23 protein-coding genes are annotated in these 22440 nt (G+C 44.3%); 13 read left to right on the forward strand and 10 right to left on the reverse strand.

Annotation, left to right across the window (positions count from 1 at the left end):
* Positions 1–278: 278 nt before the first annotated feature.
* Positions 279–2336: a 1-deoxy-D-xylulose-5-phosphate synthase gene (gene dxs / locus JFC10_RS06670; RefSeq protein WP_198332203.1), complete on the reverse strand. Its 2058-nt coding sequence runs from the start codon at positions 2334–2336 to the stop codon at positions 279–281.
* Positions 2337–2888: 552 nt separating this feature from the next.
* Here dxs and ribA point away from each other — a divergent pair.
* The 3 genes from ribA (at position 2889) to JFC10_RS06685 (ending at position 5436) form a co-directional block, all read left to right on the forward strand.
* Complete coding sequence (gene ribA, locus JFC10_RS06675) at positions 2889–3560, forward strand: GTP cyclohydrolase II (RefSeq protein WP_198332204.1); 672 nt, start codon at positions 2889–2891, stop codon at positions 3558–3560.
* Between the two features lie 30 nt (positions 3561–3590).
* Positions 3591–4586, forward strand: coding sequence for an oxygen-dependent coproporphyrinogen oxidase (hemF, locus tag JFC10_RS06680; RefSeq protein ID WP_198332205.1), 996 nt, complete (start codon positions 3591–3593; stop codon positions 4584–4586).
* Positions 4587–4965: 379 nt separating this feature from the next.
* Positions 4966–5436, forward strand: coding sequence for a c-type cytochrome (locus JFC10_RS06685; RefSeq protein WP_193011292.1), 471 nt, complete (start codon positions 4966–4968; stop codon positions 5434–5436).
* A 196-nt stretch (positions 5437–5632) separates the two neighbouring features.
* Here JFC10_RS06685 and gloA read toward each other — a convergent pair whose 3' ends face one another.
* Positions 5633–6214, reverse strand: coding sequence for a lactoylglutathione lyase (gene gloA, locus JFC10_RS06690; RefSeq protein ID WP_198332206.1), 582 nt, complete (start codon positions 6212–6214; stop codon positions 5633–5635).
* Between the two features lie 153 nt (positions 6215–6367).
* Positions 6368–7006, reverse strand: a complete 639-nt coding sequence (locus JFC10_RS06695) for a carbonic anhydrase (RefSeq protein ID WP_193011294.1) — start codon at positions 7004–7006, stop codon at positions 6368–6370.
* 405 nt (positions 7007–7411) lie between these two features.
* Here JFC10_RS06695 and potA point away from each other — a divergent pair, with 405 nt between their 5' ends.
* From potA to JFC10_RS06715, 4 genes are all read left to right on the forward strand, one after another.
* Positions 7412–8674: a spermidine/putrescine ABC transporter ATP-binding protein PotA gene (potA, locus tag JFC10_RS06700; protein ID WP_198332207.1), complete on the forward strand. Its 1263-nt coding sequence runs from the start codon at positions 7412–7414 to the stop codon at positions 8672–8674.
* Positions 8674–9552 (forward strand): spermidine/putrescine ABC transporter permease PotB, encoded by an 879-nt coding sequence (gene potB, locus JFC10_RS06705; protein WP_198332208.1) that lies wholly within the window; start codon positions 8674–8676, stop codon positions 9550–9552. Before potA ends, potB begins: the two co-directional genes overlap by 1 nt.
* Entirely contained in the window at positions 9552–10382 is an 831-nt protein-coding gene (gene potC, locus JFC10_RS06710) for a spermidine/putrescine ABC transporter permease PotC (protein ID WP_198332209.1), read from the forward strand. Before potB ends, potC begins: the two co-directional genes overlap by 1 nt.
* Before the next feature lie 93 nt (positions 10383–10475).
* Complete coding sequence (locus tag JFC10_RS06715; protein ID WP_198332210.1) at positions 10476–11366, forward strand: LysR family transcriptional regulator; 891 nt, start codon at positions 10476–10478, stop codon at positions 11364–11366.
* Positions 11367–11449: 83 nt separating this feature from the next.
* Here JFC10_RS06715 and crcB read toward each other — a convergent pair whose 3' ends face one another.
* The 4 genes from crcB to JFC10_RS06735 all read right to left on the reverse strand — a co-directional run bounded on the left by crcB (position 11450) and on the right by JFC10_RS06735 (position 14076).
* A complete protein-coding gene (gene crcB / locus JFC10_RS06720; RefSeq protein WP_198332211.1) occupies positions 11450–11821 on the reverse strand; it encodes a fluoride efflux transporter CrcB in 372 nt (123 codons plus the stop codon).
* A 56-nt stretch (positions 11822–11877) separates the two neighbouring features.
* A complete protein-coding gene (gene tsaD / locus JFC10_RS06725; protein ID WP_198332212.1) occupies positions 11878–12936 on the reverse strand; it encodes a tRNA (adenosine(37)-N6)-threonylcarbamoyltransferase complex transferase subunit TsaD in 1059 nt (352 codons plus the stop codon).
* A 159-nt stretch (positions 12937–13095) separates the two neighbouring features.
* The gene (locus JFC10_RS06730; protein ID WP_198332213.1) at positions 13096–13584 is read right to left on the reverse strand and encodes a c-type cytochrome; all 489 of its coding nucleotides are present in this window, start codon (positions 13582–13584) and stop codon (positions 13096–13098) included.
* 114 nt (positions 13585–13698) lie between these two features.
* Entirely contained in the window at positions 13699–14076 is a 378-nt protein-coding gene (locus tag JFC10_RS06735) for a hypothetical protein (protein WP_198332214.1), read from the reverse strand.
* 409 nt (positions 14077–14485) lie between these two features.
* Between JFC10_RS06735 and rpsU the strand changes: the two genes are divergently transcribed.
* A complete protein-coding gene (gene rpsU, locus JFC10_RS06740) occupies positions 14486–14701 on the forward strand; it encodes a 30S ribosomal protein S21 (RefSeq protein WP_010195908.1) in 216 nt (71 codons plus the stop codon).
* Positions 14702–14845: 144 nt separating this feature from the next.
* Positions 14846–15295, forward strand: a complete 450-nt coding sequence (locus tag JFC10_RS06745; protein ID WP_193011303.1) for a GatB/YqeY domain-containing protein — start codon at positions 14846–14848, stop codon at positions 15293–15295.
* Between the two features lie 47 nt (positions 15296–15342).
* On the opposite strand, the gene JFC10_RS06750 is transcribed toward JFC10_RS06745, so the two are convergent.
* Positions 15343–17010 carry a M48 family metalloprotease gene (locus JFC10_RS06750; protein ID WP_198332215.1) on the reverse strand — a complete coding sequence of 556 codons (1668 nt, stop codon included), beginning with the start codon at positions 17008–17010 and terminating at the stop codon, positions 15343–15345.
* Between the two features lie 490 nt (positions 17011–17500).
* Between JFC10_RS06750 and JFC10_RS06755 the strand changes: the two genes are divergently transcribed.
* The 4 genes from JFC10_RS06755 to thiS all read left to right on the forward strand — a co-directional run bounded on the left by JFC10_RS06755 (position 17501) and on the right by thiS (position 19781).
* Complete coding sequence (locus JFC10_RS06755) at positions 17501–17959, forward strand: sulfurtransferase TusA family protein (protein WP_198332216.1); 459 nt, start codon at positions 17501–17503, stop codon at positions 17957–17959.
* 241 nt (positions 17960–18200) lie between these two features.
* Positions 18201–19064, forward strand: coding sequence for an RNA polymerase sigma factor RpoH (gene rpoH, locus JFC10_RS06760; protein ID WP_198332296.1), 864 nt, complete (start codon positions 18201–18203; stop codon positions 19062–19064).
* A gap of 63 nt (positions 19065–19127) precedes the next feature.
* A complete protein-coding gene (locus JFC10_RS06765) occupies positions 19128–19505 on the forward strand; it encodes a DUF423 domain-containing protein (RefSeq protein WP_198332217.1) in 378 nt (125 codons plus the stop codon).
* 75 nt (positions 19506–19580) lie between these two features.
* Positions 19581–19781, forward strand: a complete 201-nt coding sequence (gene thiS / locus JFC10_RS06770; protein WP_045443372.1) for a sulfur carrier protein ThiS — start codon at positions 19581–19583, stop codon at positions 19779–19781.
* Positions 19782–20004: 223 nt separating this feature from the next.
* Here thiS and hpf read toward each other — a convergent pair whose 3' ends face one another.
* Together hpf and JFC10_RS06780 are read right to left on the reverse strand one after the other, a co-directional pair.
* On the reverse strand, positions 20005–20373 hold the full coding sequence (gene hpf / locus JFC10_RS06775) for a ribosome hibernation-promoting factor, HPF/YfiA family (protein WP_193011309.1): 369 nt from the start codon (positions 20371–20373) through the stop codon (positions 20005–20007).
* Positions 20374–20777: 404 nt separating this feature from the next.
* Positions 20778–22433: an RNA polymerase factor sigma-54 gene (locus JFC10_RS06780; protein WP_198332218.1), complete on the reverse strand. Its 1656-nt coding sequence runs from the start codon at positions 22431–22433 to the stop codon at positions 20778–20780.
* Positions 22434–22440: the final 7 nt, after the last annotated feature.

The raw sequence follows: 22440 nt of genomic DNA on the forward strand, positions 1-22440 counted from the left end.
CAGCCGCCGCATCACACTGTATTTATACGATTAAAAAAATGCGCCATTTTAAAGCGATGACCGCATTATACTAAAATTGTTCGATAAAAAACGAAAAAAACCATGACGTTCGCTAAACCAACCCAAATTTTGGTGGTCATCACAAACTGCGTAAGTTGTAAAAAAGTCAGCACCTACGACTAAGTAGGCGTTCGCTCTATCGATCGAGCTTTTATCTATTTAACCAACACTCTGTCCAAATGACAGCTAAAAACCTTAAAAAATTTTAAAGATATAACTTACGATAGCAACTGTTTCAGCTGCCTTACCACACCTTTAATATCTAAACCACAATCAGCCATTTGCTCTGCTTGTGAGCCATGGGCGACAAAGCGATCTGGAATACCGATATTAATAATGGCGGGGCGGTTGTTTTTAAAGGCTGGCGATTCGTTAAGCAAATACTCATTTACCGCACTGCCCGCGCCGCCCATAATCATATGCTCTTCTAGGGTCGCGATGTGTGTAACACCTTGCTCTAACAGCTTTTCTAATAATGCAGTGTCTAAAGGTTTTACCCAGCGCATATTAATGACATGTGCCTGACAGCCTGATTCTATATCATTGTCAATCAAGCTTTCTACCGCTTGCTGAGCCGTCGCAACCATGGTACCAAATGCTAGTAGCGCCAACTTTTTAGGCGCATCATCATTACCTAATACCGACTCTACCACTGCCTCGCCAATGTTATAAGTCTGTGCCGGCGATGCGATAACTGCGCCAGTACCAACACCGCGCGGATAGCGTACTGCCGTGCAGCCTTGGTACTCATAGCACGTATTGAGCAAATGATAGCATTCGTTTTCATCTTTTGGCGCGGCAATCAGCATATTGGGCACGCAGCGTAAAAAAGCAAAATCGAATACGCCTGCATGCGTTGCGCCGTCTTCACCGACTAGGCCAGCACGATCAATAGCGAACATCACATCAAGGTTTTGCAAAGCCACATCATGAATCAGCTGATCGTAGCCCCGCTGCAAAAACGTCGAATAAATCGCCACAACCGGTTTAACGCCTTGGGTTGCCATACCAGCAGCCAGTGTGACGGCGTGTTGCTCAGCGATGGCTACATCAAAAAAACGCTCTGGAAATTGACGGGCAAAATCAATCATCCCCGAGCCTTCTTCCATGGCAGGTGTGATGGCAAGCAGCTTATCGTCTTCAGCGGCCTTATCACATAAGAATTGCCCAAATACTTGCGAATATTTTAACGCAGGTTTGGTGTTGGACACTGATTTTTCTGTGGCGACAGCCTGAGTATCATTCTTGACTTCGACAGGAAGCTTGCTGATAGCATGATAGCCAACTGGGTCTAATTCTGCTGGCGCAAAACCTTTGCCTTTGGTGGTATAAATATGGACTAAAACAGGGCCTTTCATCTGCTTGGCAAGTGACAATACCCGCAGTAGCTCAGGGATATTATGACCATCAAACGGACCAAAGTAGGTAAAACCAATCGCTTTAAATAAATTGTCTTCTAACTGCGGCACATCGCGCATCTCTTTGTGACGCTTACGGCGATCAAAGCCTTGCATATCAGGGCGCTGGCAGAGCACTGGCTCGCCTTCATCAGAGATATCGACCTGATACCCTGACTCCCACAGCATCGCTAAATGCCGTGAAAAACCACCGATAGAACAAGAAATCGACATATCGTTGTCATTTAAAACGACCAATAAATCCGCATCTTGTTGCACCGCATCATTCATCGCTTCAAATGCCATACCGCCAGTCATTGCACCATCACCAATGATACAAGCGACGGTTTGCGTGCGACCTTGATAACGCAGTGCTAAGCTCATGCCTAAACCAGCTGAGATTGAAGTCGATGAATGCCCAACACCAAAGGTATCGTAAACGGATTCTGCACGCTCAGGAAAAGCAGTCAAGCCATCTTTCGAGCGAATCGTCGCCAACTGATCACGGCGACCCGTCAAGACTTTATGAGCATAGGCTTGATGACCCACGTCCCAAACGATTTGATCTTGCGGTGTATCTAGTAGGTAATGCAGCGCAATGGTCAATTCAACCACGCCCAAATTGGCACCAAAATGCCCACCGCTTTGACCTGCTGAATACAATAGAAATAGCCGCAGCTCATCAGCCAACGTGATAAGTTGAGCGGTTGTCAGTGTATTAAGATCAGCTGGCGCTGCAATGCTATCCAGCAAAGGCGTATCAGGACGGACGCGTGGAATCACAGTATAAGTCTGCTGTAGATTCGACAGCTGGGCAGCAGAATCGACAGCTGGCGCAGATACGGACTGAGACTGTGGGAAATGAGGTGACTGCTGCATAAACCGTACGATACCTACCAATCTGCTGACAAGACAGCCTCTTAGCGCATAATGCTAACTAAGTGACGTCAATAATATCTACACCATTATTGATGTAATCGACCATATAACTGTTCATAAATTTATTCAGGCAGCCTTTATATAAACATATAAATAGCTGCGCGCCGCCGAATAGCACATACGCTACCGTCATAGACAGCGATGGAACATTGCTCTGACGCTTTCATAACAAGGGGTAATATTATGCCTGATTATTCTGCATCAATATCGGATGTTAGTGACGACATAGTAATGTAAGGGCAAAGACTTGTCACTGTATCCGTCAAAATAGTATGGCATAATAGCATTTATTTTTAATTGTCGCTTTAATCATCGTGCGTCGTTTGTGAACTTTGTGTGTTTTTATAAAAAAGACAATCAGCATGCACTATTTACAAACGGATTATACTGGCATCATCCTACTTTCATCATACAGCTAGGATGTCATCGCTGTTTTAATATGGTTAAAAAAGACCCTCTACCGCCACGCTTATCGGCTTATGCAGGATATTAATGTCATATCAATTTATTACTAGTGCCAAACTACCTACTCGTCACGGCGAGTTTGATATTCATATCTTCGAAAACGACGAAGGTCAAGAACATGTGATGCTGACTGTCGGTCTGCCTGTCGTCGATCAACATACGGCGGATAGCTCACCGAGTCAAACGGACACCACGCGAGCAGAAAAAACCATTCCATTGATTCGCATTCATTCAGAGTGCTTAACGGGCGATGCTTTTAGCTCATTAAAATGTGACTGTGGGCCGCAGCTCAACACGGCGATGCAAGCAATACAAGAGACTGGCTGCGGGGCTATATTATACTTACGCCAAGAAGGTCGCGGTATTGGTCTGACCAATAAGATTCGCGCGTACGCCCTGCAAGACCAAGGTCATGATACTTTAGATGCCAACCTCATGTTGGGCTTACCCGCTGATGCGCGCATTTATGATATGTGCGGGCCGATGCTAGCTCATATTGGTGTTGACGCCGTCAGACTCATCACCAATAATCCAGACAAAGTGGCTTATCTAACCGAGCACGGTATTAATGTCGTAGAACGCGTGCCTTTATTGGTTGGGGTGAACGATATGAATGCTGAATATTTAGCGACCAAGCGCGACCGCATGGGGCATTTATTAGACAAAGATTTCAATACCGCGTTACACCTTAATAAATAGACATCAATACACTAAATAAATAGATATTTTATGAGTATTCCAAATAGTGATAACCTTCCAAATCTGCCAGCGGCAGACTTAACAACGCCAGCCAATGACGACATCATGCGTGTGCGTGAATTTTTGGTCGATTTGCAGGCTCGTATCTGTCAAGCCTTAGAAGCGCAAGAGCGCGATGGTGGCGGTAATGCAACCTTTGTTCCTGATGACTGGGAACGCCCTGAAGGCGGCGGTGGTCGCTCGTGTGTCCTAGCAGATGGTGACGTGATTGAAAAAGCAGGTGTGATGTTCAGTCATATTCACGTACATAATTTGCCTGCTTCAGCCACTGCACGTCATCCCAATATCGCTGGTCGTAAAGCCCAAGCCATGGGCGTCTCATTGGTTGTCCATCCCAAAAACCCTAACGTCCCAACCAGCCATGCCAATGTGCGTTTGTTCGTTGCTGAAGCTGAGGGCGAAGACCCTATTTGGTGGTTTGGTGGTGGTTTTGATTTGACGCCATTTTATCCCGTACTCGCTGATTGCGTGCATTGGCATCAAGTCTGTCATGATCTGTGCGCGCCTTTTGGTGACAGCGTCTACCCTGATTTTAAGCAATGGTGTGATGAGTATTTCCACTTACGTCATCGTGATGAGCAGCGCGGTATCGGCGGCTTATTCTATGATGATGTCAATACGGAAAGTCGCGGCTGGGACTTTGAAACCTGTTTTAGTTTTATGAAGGCGGTCGGCAACGGTTATCTTGACGGTATCATACCCATCTTTGAGCAGCGTAAAAACGCCCCTTATACCGAAGCACAGCGCGAATTTCAGCTTTATCGCCGTGGTCGCTATGTTGAGTATAATCTTGTTTATGATCGCGGCACTCTATTTGGACTACAAAGTAATGGTCGTATCGAGTCCATCTTAGTCAGCATGCCGCCGCTTGCTAGCTGGCATTATCGTTTTGAGCCGACTGAAGGTTCGCCTGAGTTTGAATTGACCGATTTTTATCTAAAACCACGCGATTGGTTGACTCTATAGTTTGTGTGAATATAATAAAGACAAAGGCCTCTATTAGCTTGTCTTTAGAGAATATCAAGAAGGTCGGCTATCAACGCTGACCTTTTTATATGAGCGCAAATTTATATGAACGACAATCACTGACTCAAAAATTACGATGATATAACAACTAAATTTATGACCACTGCATAGATAACCGTTACAATAAGAACTATTGTTGGAAAAATCCTTTAGAAGCGAATGCGTTTCCAAAAGATCATGGAGTAATTTTTATAACAATACGCTTTATTCAAAAGCAGTGTTTAGAAGAAGCCTTTAAAGGCTGTTATTTAAAAACAGTATGTAAAGCCAGCGTTTATAAGCGCGTCTACTACTAGCCAATTTTACAGGAGTAATTCACATGGCACAGGTTCATACCAACCAATCATTAAAATCTATCTTTGGTATCACATTGATGGCAGCCGCCTTAGGTCTAACGGCGTGTAGCACTGCCACTGACCCTGACGTAAAAGCCCGTCAAGATAGTATGAAAAGCTATGGTGATGCGATGGGCGTCATGGGTGATATGATGAAAGCACCTGATACTTTTGATGCCGCCGTATTCAAAGAGCAAGCCGCATTTTTAGCAGAAAACGCTGCTACGCCTTGGAGTCACTTTGAAAATAAAGAAGCCGTTGGTAATGCCACTGATGCCGTTTGGTCGAATGCCGATGGTTTCCGTGCAGAAGCAGAAAACTTTCAAAAAGTCACTGCTGAGCTGAACGCTGCAGCACAAACAGCCACTAGCATCGATGATGTCAAACCAGCCTTTGGTGAAGTTGGCGCCAGCTGTAAATCATGTCATACTGATTTTAAAGCCAAAACTGACTAAATATTGCTAAATTGATGCCATAAAAAATCCGCCATGTCATTTGATGTGGCGGATTTTTATTTCGAAAATATTGTGTTAAAGACAGTTCTTTAAAATAACGCGCTAAACAAATTATTCTGTCGCAGCTGTAACATCCACTCGATTAATTGATCATTTGACTGGATCAACTGACATATTGGCTTATCAGCCGGTAAAGCTAGCCCATTAAATCTGCTTGTACAATTTCAATCCAGTAGCCATCAACATCTTTGATAAAGGCAACGTTTTTCATACTGCCATCTTCTGGACGTTTTTTGAATTCGACATTATTTTTATCAAACCAAGCAACCGATTCAGCGAGACTAGGCACACTAAAGCAGATATGTCCAAAACCTTGTGGCTCACCATTACCATCATGATAGCTAAAGTCAGCCTTCGTTTCGGTACCATAATTATGGGTCAATTCTAAGATACCGCGTTGACGGAATGCAAAGATTTCCAAATCATCACCCGCAGGCAAATTGTCGCGCTCGCTTTCGGTCAGTTTGGCTAAAAAATACAAATCAAAACCCATATCAGGGAATTTTTTTACCGCCAGCAAAGTCATGCCAAGGACACCAGTATAAAACGCTAACGACTTGGCAGGATCTTTTACCCGTAGCATGGTGTGGTTAAAAGTAAAACCTGTCGTCTGTGCTGAGATAGGCTGAACACCATCAGTATTTACGCTACTCGGCGGCTGCGCGATAAATGATTCGTTATTATTATCGGTGGCTGAGCCAGTATTTAATATAGACATAATTATCCTAATATTGACAAAATAGAGAGTTTAAAAACAAGCGCGTGAATATTTTTTTACGCGCTTGACCCTTTTATCATAATAAAAAATTGCGAAAGCATTGAGAGGGTTTTGTAAGAGCGCACACTTACCACGACCCATTTAACCGATGAATTAGCTGTCTAAGAAACGTACCTTGCCCGTCTCTAAATCATACTCCGCACCAACGACCAGCAATTGACCACTATTGGTTAAGTCCTCTAACGCCCGCGAGCCATGTTTGAGCTGGCTAACTGACATGCGTACATTGGCACGGATAGAACGATCAACCAACTCGTCTGCATCGACGTCTTGACCATTGGCAGTTGCAAGCTCATGCAAGTTATAGACGCTTGGGCGAATACGATCGACAATCGACTGCAAATTGGGCGAGTAATTTTTCTCAGGATTGATCAGTGTCTCGACACAAGCCGTGACCGCGCCGCAATGTGAGTGCCCAAGCACGACCACCAACTTCGTACCGAACTTTTCGGCTGCAAATTCAATCGAGCCAATCTGTGAAGGGGCAACGACATTGCCCGCGACTCGAATAACGAACAAATCACCCAAGCCTTGATCAAATACAATCTCAACGGGTACACGTGCATCAGAGCAACCCAGAATAATGGCCAATGGATCTTGATCCTTAACCAACTCAGGTCGTCTTTGCATCGTTGGGTCAGTGGTGGTCAGGCTATCTATATAGCGCATATTGCCTTCTTTTAAAAGCTCAAGCGCTTCTTGACCTGTTGTTGGACGTATATCGGTAGGCATGAGATATCCTTTATTATCAATAATATAAGAGTTATAAACAGCTTTACATACATGTATTCAAACATAGATTTGCGAATGGCTACTAACCTATCAGGCTCATTATATTTGTCGGCCACAAAGTAATTGTATAGGAATAAAAGCCAAAAAATGATAAAAAATTTTGTTTAAATGTCATTATACAAAAGCCTGTATCACTAGAAATATAGCAGTAGCTATCGCTGCCATGACGATACGACTCGCATAACTTATAACGAACTTGCACTAATTTATATCAAGGGTTTGTTATAATACGCAGCCACCAGACTGGGTTTGTACCCATCGCTGATACCCATATCAAATCACCTTGACGACAGTGTCCTAAATAAATAGCGGTACTGCGATGTCGGACACGTAGGAACAAACATTATGACCAATTCACCGCCCAATACGCACAGAATCTCTGTGTCATCTCCCGATGACAAGGTACTATTGCAACTGACTGGTCTAAAAAAAACCTATGATCAAACTGAAGTATTAAAAGACATCAATCTTGACATCAAGCACGGTGAGTTTTTAACGCTGCTTGGCCCATCAGGCTGTGGTAAAACAACATTACTGCGCCTAATCGCCGGTTTTGAGCAGCCAAATTCTGGAGCAATTTATCTAGACGGCGTGCAGATGGCAGGCTTGCCAGCGGATAAACGCCCCGTGAACACAGTGTTTCAGCAGTACGCCTTGTTTCCGCATATGAGTGTCGCGCAAAATGTCGCTTACGGGCTCAAACTCAAGAAAGTACCAAAAGATGAGATAAAAGCCCGCGTGCGTGAGATGCTGGCCATGGTACAGTTGGAGCATTTAGCCAATCGCAGACCACAAGACTTGTCTGGGGGTCAGCAGCAGCGTGTCGCCATTGCACGAGCCGTCATCAATCGTCCTAAACTGTTGCTACTTGATGAGCCACTATCTGCGCTCGATCATAAGCTGCGTTTACAAATGCAATCTGAGCTTAAACGGCTGCAACGAGAGCTTGGCATCACTTTTGTCTTTGTCACCCACGATCAAGAGGAAGCGCTATCGATGTCGGATCGTATTGCAGTGATGAAAGACGGCACGTTTCAGCAAATCGGTACGCCTATTGAGATTTATGAAACGCCCGCGAATTTATTTACCGCCAAGTTTATCGGTGAGACCAATTTGTTTAAAGCGGAAGTCAGAGGCGTTTATCCTGAGCAACCAGATCGCGACGGTCGCGTGACCAATGGCCGTATCGAAGTCGAAGTTTGTGAAGCTCAAGCGCAAGATGGCCCGACTACCTTACGCAATCTACGCCGTCCTAATTTTGCTAACGATGTACAAGTGGGCGATATCGTCAATTTATTGCTACGCCCCGAAGATTTACGTATTTATGACCCCAATGATAAAGAACATGGTGGCTTACTCGGGCGAGTGATTGAAAGCAACTATAAAGGCAGCACCTTAGATTCCATCATTGAATTAACAAACGGTCATATTATTAAGGCCTCCGAATTTTTTGATGAGGATGACCCAAGCTTTGATTACAAGTTAAATGAAGGCGTCAAAGTCTCGTGGGTCGATGGCTGGGAGTGGGTACTACCAGAAGACGGTACGCTTGATGATGAGGCAAATCGTCAATCTGCCAATTTAGCGGCTCAAAAGGATATTAGCTGATGGCACGTCCTAGCTTAGGCAGCAAAAGTCCTTTTCGTACCGCAACGCTATGGCTGATTTGGGGTTGGTTACTGATATTTGCGTTATTACCAAATATCTTGGTCATCGCTGTCAGTTTTTTGACCCGCGATAGCAGTGCTTTTATTAGCTTGCCTGTCAGCATCGACAGCTATATACGTATGATTGACCCGCTATATTTCGGTGTATTTATTCATTCGTTATGGATGGCAGGCATCACGACCATCATCTGTTTGTTACTTGGCTACCCTTTTGCCTGGCTGATATCCAAAGCCAAAACGCGTTGGCAGCCGCTGCTCATGATGCTGTTAATCCTACCATTTTGGACCAACTCTCTTGTGCGTACTTATGCACTCAAGTTACTGTTTGCCAATAACGGCTTGATTAATAAATCCCTACTGGCGATAGGTGTCATCGATGCTCCTATCGATATTTTATATACGCAAGGGGCGGTGATTGCTGGTTTGACGTATTTACTGTTCCCATTTATGGTGTTGCCGTTATACGCCGTATTTACTGACTTGCGCAATGACATGCTACTCGCCTCACAGGATTTGGGCGCATCAAAGACCCAGACTTTTTGGCATATCGTATTACCATTGACGACGCCTGGTATTATCTCAGGGGTATTATTGGTTCTGCTGCCGGCGATGGGTATGTTTTACGTCGCAGATATTTTGGGCGGTTCACGCAATTTATTGGTAGGCAATATCATCAAAAACCAGTTCTTGGATGCGCGTGACTGGCCATTTGGCGCAGCCGCCAGCGTGTTATTGACATTAGCAATGGCGGTACTATTACTCGCCTACCGTGCCAGTAGTCGCCGCATTGGCAAGACTGACTTTAATGAGGTGGCCTAATGTCTAATAGTTCACTGAATCATCAGCTGAATAGCTCGACGACTAAAAAAAGATCGTCTATTAAGATTGGCAGCATCGCGGCTAAAGGCTATCTTGGCCTCATTTATACCATGCTGTATTTGCCAATTATCGTCCTAGTCGTCATGTCATTTAATAAATCCAAAATCGGCTATAACTGGGGCGGCTTTAGCTTAAAGTGGTATGAGTCGCTGTTGAATAACCAAGCGATGCTCGATGCGTTTTGGCATTCTATTGTATTAGGATTGGTCGCAGCCACCGTCTCAACTTTAATAGGGACACTGACCGCCCTCGCGCTACATCGATATAACTTTCGCGGTAAAGGCTTACTAAATGGGCTGCTATTCGTATTGATGATGTCACCTGAAATTGTGCTCGCTATTTCATTATTAGCATTATTCTTATTGATAGGATTGCAATTAGGCTTTGTCTCGCTGCTATTGGCGCATATTACTTTTTGCTTACCGTTTGTAGTCATCACGGTGTTTGCACGATTAAGCAGTCTCGATGAACGCTTGATGGAAGCTGCACGCGACTTGGGTGCCAATGAATCAACGATGATACGTACGGTGCTTATTCCCGTCATTCTGCCTGCAGTGATGGCAGGGTGGCTACTGGCCTTTACCTTATCGCTAGATGATGTGGTTGTTTCTACCTTTGTCACTGGCCCTAGTTATGAGATTTTACCGCTACGAATTTATTCGATGGTACGGGTAGGACTCAAACCAGAAGTCAATGCCATTGGTGCCATTTTATTAGTTGCTTCGCTGATATTGGTCATTATTTCGCAGCTATTATTACGTCGACGCTAATTTATCACCGCGGATTAAATAATGACTTTGAATGAAAGTCAGTGCTATATCAATTATAATGAATTTTTCTCACCTTAGCGGTTAGGTCGTCTTATGCTAGAACTTCGTCATCTCAATACCTTAACCGCGCTGCGAGCACATGGTTCACTGGCAGCGGCTGCCGATGAATTGCACGTCACGGCGTCTGCCGTCTCACACCAGCTAAAAGAGCTGGAAAATTATTACGATATCAGCTTGGTCAATCGCCGAACACGCCCGCTCACTTTTACGCCAGCAGGTAAAACCGTACTGGCATTGGCAGATAGCATCATGCCACAAGTGACTCGCACCAAATCCAACCTTAAGCGCTTGGCCCATGGTCAAGCGGGTAGATTACGCCTAGCTTCTGAATGTCACAGCTGCTTTGATTGGCTCATGCCGATACTCAATCATTACCGCCGTGAGTGGTCTGATGTGGAGCTGGACTTTGCGACAGGCTTTGAGCCAGAACCGCACCACTTATTGATGGAAGATGATATTGATTTACTCATTACCACCAGCGATTTACCGATAGACGGTATCAGCTATCAGCCGTTATTCGAGTATGAAAGTCGCTTGGTGCTATCACCAACGCATGATTTGGCGGCGCAGAAATTTATTGAGCCAGATGATTTAATAAATGAAACTCTGATTGCGTATCCAGTGGAAGCCAAGCGCCTCGATATTATTGCCAACTTTATGACGCCAGCACAGGTGAGCTTTGATAGCATTCGTACCACAGAGTTGACGGCGATGCTGATTCAGTTGGTCGCGAGCGAGCGCGGTGTCGCGGCATTACCTGATTGGGTAGTCGCTGAATATGAGAAAAAAGGCTGGGTCGTCTCGCGTCCATTGGGTACAGGCGTGTATTGTCAGCTCTATGCTGCGACGCGCACATCGAGCCAAGATACCGCTTATATGCAAGGATTTGCGAGTTTATTAGAAGGGATAGTCAAACCGTTGTAGTGGTTTGTTTAACAGTGAGGCGTGGTAGATAGTCAGCGTGCCTGAGTCTTATGTCTTTATCTATACTTTCATAATCTACATTTTCATAAAACCAGCTTAAAAAAGTAAAATCCGATAGCGGTTGCTAGTAACGTCAATCCCACATGTAGCCCGACCAATCCCAAACCTGCTAGTAACTTACCAGCGTTGATAAAGGTAAAAACTTCTGCACTAAAAGTACTAAAAGTGGTCAATCCGCCCAAAAAACCGGTAATCACAAATAGTCGGACATTGGGCGATAGACCGCTGCCCACGCGCTCAAACCATACCAATGCCAGTCCTATCAAAAAACCGCCTAAGAGATTGGCACTGAGCGTGCCCAGTGGTATCCAACTGTGTAGTGGATTAAAGCGAGCCAACCATGCCCGCAGGCAAGCACCTATTGCAGCCCCTAGTCCAATAGCAAGCCACTGCATAGCTCATCCTTAGGTTTAATGAAGGTTAACAGATATAGTATTGAGCAAAGCCATCTTTACACTGCTGGTAGCTCAGTCATCGGCCAACGCGGCACACAGCTCACCGCCAAATCATCAGACTGTCCTGCTTGCAGGCGCTCATAACCGGCATAAGCAATCATCGCCCCATTATCAGTACATAACGCAGGCGGCGCATAATGCACAGTGGCATTTATTTTAGCAAGCTCACTCTCCAAAGTTTCACGTAAATGAGTGTTGGCACTAACACCGCCCGCAATTACCAATCGGCTCATTTCTACTTGCTTAAGTGCTTTGACGCATTTTTTCACCAGCGTATCAACGACTGCATGCTGAAAGCTGGCGGCGATATCAGCGCGAACTTGTGGATCGCTATCAGAGCTATTCCCTGAGCCTCCTGAACCATCTGTATCTTTAATAAGGTTATGCACGGCCGTTTTCATCCCGCTAAAAGAAAAATCTAATCCGCGATGTAGCATGGGTCTTGGCAAATTGTAAGCATTAGGATTGCCTGTTTCAGCCAATTTGGCAATATTGGGACCACCAGGATAAGGCAAACCTAGCATTTTGGCGGCTTTATCAAAGCATTCACCTGCTGCATCATCAATCGACTCACCCAATATTTCATATTGCCCGACACCACGTGCGGCGATGAGTAATGTATGACCACCAGATACCAATAACGAGACAAAAGGAAAGGCTGGTGGGTTGGCACCCATCAGCGGTGCTAGCAGATGTCCTTCCATATGATGGATACCAATGGCAGGAATATCCAAACCATACGCCAAACTGCGCCCAAATAATGCGCCCGTCATCAAAGCGCCAATGAGTCCGGGTCCCTTGGTATAAGCAATGGCATCAATCTCGCTTTTCTTTACATTACACTGCTCTAACAACTCATTAAGCAAAGGCACCAACTTACGAATATGATCGCGGCTGGCAAGCTCAGGCACAACGCCGCCATACAGTGCGTGCAGCTCTATTTGTGAATACAGGACTTGTCCAACCAGCCCTTGATTGTCACTATTCATCTGCTCACTGTCAAAAATCGCCAGACCTGTCTCATCACAAGAAGTCTCTAAACCCAATACTTTCATATTTTTGCCTTTATCATACTTTGGTCTGCGTATTATTTTTTACAACGTTGCCATCTTTTAGGGCGTGCCAAAAAACGTGCATAAAAAAACCGCCATTGTCAGTCACAATGACGGTCAGTTTAACAAATTTCAATGGTCAATATATCTTAATATACCGTATCAGCTAACTGCTTCAATCATGTAATCTACAGCCGCGTAAACTTGGGCTTCACTGACCTTATCAGTGGCTTGGGCTGGCATCTTATTAAAGCCTTTTGCCGAATGCATGTGCAGCGTCTCTGTGCCTTTAGCTAGACGCGGCTCCCACGCTGCTTTATCACCATATTTCGGCGCGTTCAGCAGCCCTCCTTCATGACAAACCTTACAGTTGGTCTCATAGAGCTTGGCTCCTGCATCCGCAGCCAACACTTCTGGCTCAGCAGAGAGTTCCTGCACTGGCTCGTCTTCAATGACCGTCGTTTCGGCATCTGCCACAGGTTTGACTATAGGTGTGTCTTCTACCACTACAGTTGTATCGGCAGGTTTATTGACAGTTGCAGGCTCTTCAACCGCTGCATTGTCACCACTACAAGCAGTTATTGATAATAGGACACTCAAACTGATGGTAGATAAGGCCAGTTTATTCATACGCTGCCGTTTATTCATCATGGTCACACCTCTATTCGATATTTCATGTTGATGACTGTTTATGACAGCGCATATTATGACAGCACATATTATGACAGCGCATAAATTTAAAACGTATCAAAACACAAACCGTTATTAGTTCGTAGCTGGTTCAGCGTCAGCAGTAGGCGTTGCCGCCGCATCAGCAGTAGGCATATCTGCACTATCAGCGACAGCCACATCAGTATCCGCATTGGCCGTTGCATCTGGCATATCCGTAGCAGTCGTACCTGCTTCAGCAGCTGCAGCGCCATCTACGCTGCCAGCAGCTTCAGTTACTGGGGCTGGAGCCGTTTCTGGGAACTCCATCTCTTCGGCTGGCGGTCCGTTTTTAAGCGCAAGTTCAGCGGCTTCATCAACGCGATCTTTTGCCAATACTTCATGCTCTTCCCCGCCACCACAAGCGCTCACGCTAACACCCAAAGCCATGATAAGTGCCGTGCTCAAAACCGTGTTCAATACTGTTTTTTTCATTCCAACATCCTCAATAAAATGCACATAAAATGGTTAATATGCTGACTATTATATGCAAATTATCATAGCATAAACTCCAGCCAAACCGTTATAGACAGTAGGGTTTTTTATTTACAGTGATTTTATACTTTGTATTTATAGGTTCATTGAAGCTGGAGCAAAAACATGAATCCTAACCACTTTTCTAACTATCTCTCCGCTTTTCGCCTTGCAACTTAATGATAAATATGGATTAATGTGCTAAAATAATTGACTTTATTGCTATTTTTTATTAAAATACCTGCCCTTGTGCTCGTGCGCAAGATTATCCTAGTTTGAGCTGATGCCTGTAATCTTGAGATATTACGGCTAAATACTAATACACAGCCAAACTAATGCCCTTATATCTCATCCTAATCGAGGAGTCTTCATGCCTGCAGTTAAGGTTAAAGAAAACGAACCAGTCGACATCGCTATCCGTCGTTTCAAGCGTGCTTGTGAAAAAGCTGGCGTATTATCAGACGTACGTAAGCGTGAGTTTTATGAAAAACCAACGCAAGTACGTAAGCGTAAAAAAGCTGCTGCCGTAAAGCGTTATAAGAAAAAATTACAACGCGAAACTATTCGTACTACTCGTATGTACTAATCGATAAGTCGATTAGCTAAGTACAAGTGCTACATTAACGCCACTGTTATCCATTGATATCAGTGGCGTTTTTTATGCTACAATTTTTATTATTATTGCTTAAAAATTTGAATAAATACCTCTTAACAAATAAGGATAATAACAATGAGCCAACTTAAACAAACTTTATCAGACAATGTCAAAGTTTCTATGAAAGCACGTGAGCTTGAACGCGTTAAAGTCTTACGCAACGTACAAGCAGTTATCAAGCAAATTGAGATTGACCGTCAAATAGAGCTGGATGATGCGCAAGTATTAGAGATATTGCAAAAACAGCTCAAACAACGCCATGAGTCATTGACTATTTTTACCGAAAACGGACGCGATGATCTGGCAACGAAAGAGCAGTTTGAAATTGATATCATCAATGAGTTTATGCCAAAACAAATGGATGATGCTGAACTTGCGGCCTTGGTCAATGCAGAAGTCGCTGCACAAGGCGCAACGTCTATGCGTGATATGGGCAGTGTGATGGGTGTATTAAAGAACAAAACCGCAGGACGCGCAGACCCCGCTCTTATCTCTAAGCTAGTAAAAGATGCGCTGCAAGGCTAGTACATAGTGTCATCGAAAGCTAATGACAACATCGTAACAATAACCGCCTAAGGCTCAAAGTCTTTGGCGGTTTTTACTGCTTTAATTTCTGCATTAATATTGGCAAGTAATGGACGGGCGCTACTGGCTTGAGCCGTGGTTTGTAGTTTTTCCGTCAATTGTTTGGCTTGCGTGAGCGACGTCAATGCACTTTCGTAACGACTACTCCACAGCTGGTCATGACTGCGATAGCGTAGCGCGTTAATGGTGGCAATATTTTTCAGGGACGCAGAATCGGTCGTTTTTGCCAGTTTTTCATTGGCCAATTGCAAGCTTTGCCACGCATAACGATCGCTTGGCTGCTGCTCGGTCAGGGGTTTAAGCAAGGCTTGGGCTTTAATTGGCTGATTGCTATTGGTGAGCGCTTCTGCTAAATAAAGACGCAGGTCACGACGCTCAGGATACAGACGCTGCTGGCTGGCTAATACGTCTGCCGCTTGTGACCATTTATTCTGTTCCGTTAGAATTTGGCTATGAGTAATCGACAGCAAAGGCTCTAAATTTTGACGCTGCGTAGGCGGTAATCGATTAATCTCAGCCAGTACCTCGCTTGCCTCTGTAAAGCGTTGCTGTTCGCCATACCAATTCATCAGAGCTAATTTGGCTCCTACGCTATTTTTAGCAGCCGTCATTAGCACTGTCTCTGAGGCATGTTTACCTGTACTCTGAACACGCCAGTAGAGCAAATCAAATAAAGCCTGATGTCGCTGCTGCTGGTTTAGTGACAATGCAGGATAATGCTGGGCTCGACTTTGTGCTTCACTTAAGCGCTCATTACTCAATGGATGCGAGCGTACAAAGCTTGGTAAAAACCGATTTTCAATTTGATTGAGCTGGCTGCGTTGATTCATCGTGGCAAAAAATCGCGGCATCGCCCTTGGGTCATAGCCCGCTTGGGTCATGATTTGCATGCCCACCCGATCGGCCTCGCGCTCATTATTTCGACTAAACGCCATGCTGCTATTCATCGTTGCAGTTTGGCTGCCCATCATGACTGCCGCCGCGGCATCACCATCGACTGCTGAGGCTGCAATCGCCGCCAGCATACCGCCTATCTGCATCAGCAAGGCTTTTTTGCGCTCATCAGCACCACTCTCGTAATGGCGCTGACTGATGTGAGCAACTTCATGAGCCACTACACTGGCAAGCTCATCCATACTACTAGCGGCCAATATCGTCCCTGTATTGAGACCAATAACACCGCCTGGTGCTGCAAAGGCATTGATACTTGGATTATCAATGATAACCAAACCCATGGGCGCTTGTTGCCTTGCTTGCGCATTGAGACGCCAAGTCATGTCTTTGACCGTTTCTTGAATCCAAGGATCATGCTCCATTTTGATGCGACCATTGACGTTCCGTAACGACCATTCGCCGAGCAGTTTGTTTTGATATTGCTCAGCGAAGCTCAAGCCTTGTCCGCGCAAGTTGGGCAAATCTAGCTCTTCTGAGCCGGTGGCTTGCCATGAGTTATAATTGGATGCCATCGCTTGGCTATTGCTACTATTGCCATAACTGCTATTGGCCGCTGTCGTCAGTGCCAATAAGACAGCTGACATTCCCACTCTAAGCGTGCTCGACACTGCGATAGATAAACCACTCTGTTTTCGCGGGCAGACGGGCGACTTGATCCCTTGCGAATAATGGGCGATCACATAGGTATTCAACTGATTCATAAGTGCTCTATCAAGCATCAACTGTCTATTAGAGTGGGACCTATTAAACTGGGGCAAGGGCGTATCCTCAAGTGAGTAATGACAACGTCTTCTCGACTATACGAGCTTGCTGATATAAGGTCAATTCTAGTCTGTATTCGACTACCAATAACTCAGCTGTCCGTCACTATTGTGCAACATGGCTTCAGCCAATCCCATATAAAATAGATATGGTCTCAGGCGCGCTCAGTCTACTATTTATAGTCCTTTTGCTCGCCTTCCTTGTATCCAAATTATCTTGCACAGACTACATGTGATTCTAATGAACCGAATGTGGCGTTGACTATATTCAACTGCAATTGCACACGGGCTATTTGGTATAATGGCATTTCATGACTATAGGGTCTGATCACTGCCGAGTGTCGTTTATGAATAACAGTCACTGTCAGTGCGAATTTGCGAATGTTTAACACGCCCTAGTACGAACCCAAATATTTATAAGGTTTATTTTATGTCTGCTGATAGTCAGTCAACCACCGTATATGCACCTTACTCTATAAGCTTATCAGCAAATTTTCCTGATACTGAACAGCAAGACATCAACAACCTGTTAGACTTGTTACCAGCACATACTGTTAATACAGATGATAAAGCGAATGAAACGCAGCCTATCGTTCATATCAAGCGTTTCGTCGATGGCCGCGGACTTTCTTGTCCAATGCCACTGTTAAAAACCAAAGTGGCACTACGTGACGTCGCAGCTGGCGAGTCGTTATACGTGGTCGCAACTGATGCCAACTCACAAGCGGATATCACCGCTTTTTGTCGACAAAGCCAGCAAGCAGATGCTGCAAATCAATTGCGATTAATCGTTAGTAGCATTACTGACCAGCCATCAGAGGATAGCTTATCAGCACAGTGTTTCGATACAATATATCACTTCATCATTACCAAAACTGATAGCAACTAAGCGTCGCTATACTTTACAATTACAACTATAAAGATTTTTATCTGACTCTTTGCGTCACTATTTAATCAAGGTCAAGAATATGGCTAATAATTCTACTGATACTGCAAAAACGAATAAAAAAGATGAGGCAGCTCCTATAAAAAACGAAGCACGTGATGCCGCATTAAAAGCTGCCGCACAACGTCCACCTTATGATGCCAGTGCTTTAGGCAATACTAGCACCCGTGACTTAGTGCCAGCGATGCCGACTCATTTGTCAGCGCCTGGGGTCAATTTGGGTGCCTATATCAATACTGTGCACCAAATCCCAATTTTGACACCGATCCAAGAACAAGAGCTGGCACATCGCTATTATGATGAAGGTGATGTGGAAGCGGCGCGTCTGCTCGTGATGTCGCACCTGCGTTTTGTGATTCATATTGCCCGCAGCTACTCAGGCTATGGCCTACCGCAAGCAGATTTAATTCAAGAAGGCAATCTGGGGCTGATGAAGGCGGTAAAACGCTTCGACCCCAACAAAGGTGTGCGCTTGGTTTCTTTTGCCGTGCATTGGATTAAAGCAGAAATCCATGAATTTGTGATTCGTAACTGGCGCATTGTCAAAGTTGCGACCACTAAAGCACACCGCAAGCTGTTCTTTAACTTGCGTAGTCTCAAAAAAACCAACAATCAGCTAACACTAGAAGAGGCTGATGCCATTGCTAAGGACTTAAATGTCACACGCAAGCAAGTGTTAGAAATGGAGTCGCGGCTTACCTCTTATGACGCCTCGTTTGAAGCGCAATCTAGCGATGATGACGATGGACGTTATGCACCGCAGCTATTTTTAGAAGATGGTATCGATCCTGCCGAGCAGTTAGAAGAAGAAGATTGGGAAGAAAACAACTCATCTGCATTGATCGCGGCAATGGATACCCTTGATGAGCGCTCACGCGATATCGTGGAGCAGCGCTGGCTTTCTGAGCAGAAATCAACCTTACACGAATTGGCAGCCGTCTACTCTATCTCAGCAGAACGCGTACGCCAAATCGAAAAAAATGCCATGGACAAAATCCGTGAGGCAATGACCATTGATAGCGTTATTTTGCCAGATGATATTCAGTAGCGATCACCTCTCAATAGTACTTGTCTTTCAACAGCGGTAGTTTTTAAATAATACGAGTTTGTCATGTTAAATTGGATAGGTATTGCGGCGATCAATATGGCCATTGCTGTCGCTTTAGGAGCATTTGGTGCCCATGGTTTAAAAAATTTAGTCAGTGGTCAGCAACTTGAATGGTGGCATACAGCGACACTCTATTTGTTTGTACATGCGCTCGGCTTGCTGTTAGTAGGTTTATTAATTCGCCTAAAATATCTCACGCAAACCACCGCATGGCTATTACAAATTGGCGTTATAATATTTGCTGGTAGCTTATATGCAATGACACTTGGTGCACCACTTTGGTTTGGCGCGATTACCCCTATCGGCGGTGTGCTAATGATTGTAGGTTGGCTATGGTTAGCGTTTTCAGCATTCAAGATGAACAATTTGGTCGCAAAATAGTCAGTCGAACAGACCACAAGTAAGCTACACTCTAGTACGCATAGAAGGATCTAAAATCATTAGGGAGTATACTTTATGAGTACCATTATCGTAAATGGTAAGAAATTACAGACTACCCATCAGACTGTGCAATTGGTCATCAATGAGCTTGGCCTTAGCCAAGGTCGTTATGCAGTAGAAGTCGATGGCGAGCTGATTCCAAAGAGTGAGCTTGCCCAATTAAGTATCGCTGAAGGTATGAATATCGAAGTGGTACAAGCGGTCGGTGGTGGCTAATTAGACAACATGATGATCTGTTGATTTGAAAATAAATGTGTTTAAAAATAAGTTTAAAAGAAATAACTGCTCATAAAAAAGACCTCAACGTAGCAAGCGTTTGAGGTCTTTTTCCTTTTTAGGCAGTGTCGTTTAGAGATATCTAAAATTGCGGCTATTTATACTAATTATTATTGTGTCAGCCGATAATCATCAAACCTTAGATATCTTAAACACCATAAACTCAAACTGCCGGAGCTGCGTCCTCTGCTATCAGATCTTCGTAACGTCCGTCACGTCCAGCACCCTGCGTCTTTTTGCTTTCTAAACGGGTTTTATACTTACGTACTTGTCTATCAAGTTTGTCTGCCATCTCATTAATGGCTTTATACATATCATCGTCAAGAGCTTGGACAAACATCTCTTTACCTGAGACTCGCATAATTGCTTCAGCCTTATGGCTCTTTTTAGCACCGCTGTTATCCAAAGATAAAATAACTTGAATACTTTGAATCTGATCAAAATGACGACCAACTTTCTCAAGTTTTTCTTGTACAGCTGTGTTCATAGCGTCGGTAACACTGATATGGTGACCACTGATAGAAACATTCATATTATTGTCCTTTTATTATGACTTACATTGTTGCTTACGATCAACAGATGAGCCAGCATTCCTGCTTTTTCACCCTGCCTTACCAACAATGAATGGTGTGTCTTTATTAATCAGCGCCTTTAATAATCTATACTGTTAGCAAAAATTGAACGTGTCCTTTTGTCGTCATTTTGACTAATGATATAAGTAAATACGCTAGATCGACACTTGGATTTCGTTGTTGGTATGACTCTAATTTGTCATGAATATCGAATAGTAGCAAGACAGTAAATTGTAATTAAATGTAATAAAAACAGTTGTTTCCTCAATGTTTCTATATAATCAAAAAATTTTATTTTTTATATCTTCTAAAAAACATACTAACAACAGCATTACCCTTCTGCTAACTCATTGAATTGTGACATTTAATACTTCTGTTTACGCTGAGTAGACGAACCAATATTCATTGCTTCACGATATTTGGCCACGGTTCTTCTGGCGATATCGATACCTTCGGAGAATAAACAATCTTTTATGCGACTGTCAGATAATGGCTTTTTGGCATCTTCATTGGCTACTAGTTGCTTAATCATGGCGCTAATGGCCGTTGATGAAATATCGCCGTCGGTACTACTGACGTGAGATGAAAAGAAATGCTTGAGTGAAAACAATCCCTGCGGTGTCAAAATTGTTTTACTGGTGGTTAGACGCGAGACGGTAGATTCATGCAAATCAACTTCTTCAGCAATGGCTTTTAAGATGAGCGGTTGCATGGCAGTCGCGCCATGCTGCAAAAACTCTTGCTGATAACGCACAATACTGGTCGCTACTTTTAATAGGTTTTGATTGCGCTCTTCAATACTACGAATAAACAATCTCGCATCGGTGAGGTTCTCACGCAGATATTGATTGTCGGGACTGTCATCACCGCGCTTCACCAAGTTGGCATATTCTTGATTGACTCTTAGCTTTGGCATGGTGTCAGGATTGAGGCGCACATACCAGCCGTCCTCTTGCGCCGATGTTTCTGAACTCGTACGACTATGATGACGACGTATAGGCGTAACCAACACATCTGGAATATCATAGCTTTCTGAAGATTGCATATAATCAGGCTGGCTACTTTGGAATAACAAACCAGGTGACGGATTCAAGGTGCGTAGCAAGTTAAGTGCGGGGGTAATCTGTTCAGGCGCGAGTCCAGTCCGCTCAGTCAGCGCTTTGATGTTATTGCTCACCAAATGCTCGCTAGCTGACAATAATGCTTGCGCTTCTTTTAGATAGTCAGTATTCGCATCGAGCTTGGACAACTGAATCGCTAGGCATTCACTGAGATTTCGCGCACCCACACCCAGCGGATCGCAAGATTGAATAATACGTAGGACGGCCATGACTTCATCGTGCTCAACAGATTCGTCCCATTGATAAAAACTTGCCATGGTATCGAAGCTTTGCAACAGCTCATCAATATCAAGCCGCACAAAACCCATGTCATCCATAGAATCCATCAGATAAGTTGCGATCAACATGTCCGCTTCTGAAAGATGCTTAAAGTTCAGCTGCCAGCGTACGTGATCTTGTATAGTGGCGGAAGTGCCGCCTTGATAACTATCAAAATCATCGTCATCTCCCTGATTTGAACGACTACCTAGGCTTGTCGCAGCAGACGCATAACTACTGGTTTCAAAACGACTATCATCATCGCTGTCCATCGAATAGTGGTCTACCGCGTCACCATCTATACTGGCTTGCTGTAATTTATCTAAGCTATCACTAAAATCCTCATCACTTTCAGAGTTGTGGCTATTACTCTCAGAGGTTGCACTAAATGAATCAGTACCAGTACTCTGATTCCAGCTATCAAGTGTCAATGACTCATCTACTCTATCGCCGCTGCCATACTCGTATTCATCTTCATCATCCTCAATACGTTCAAGCAATGGATTACTATCCAGCTTGGCCTGAACTTCTTGCGCAAGCTCAAGACTAGAGAGTTGCAGCAATTTAATGGCTTGCTGCATTTGCGGGGTCAGTTTTTGTGAGGTGCTCAGCGTGGTCGCCAATCCGAAAGACATACTCATGGGTGGC

This window comes from Psychrobacter aquimaris, from assembly GCF_016107525.1.
GTDB classification, from domain to species: domain Bacteria; phylum Pseudomonadota; class Gammaproteobacteria; order Pseudomonadales; family Moraxellaceae; genus Psychrobacter; species Psychrobacter aquimaris.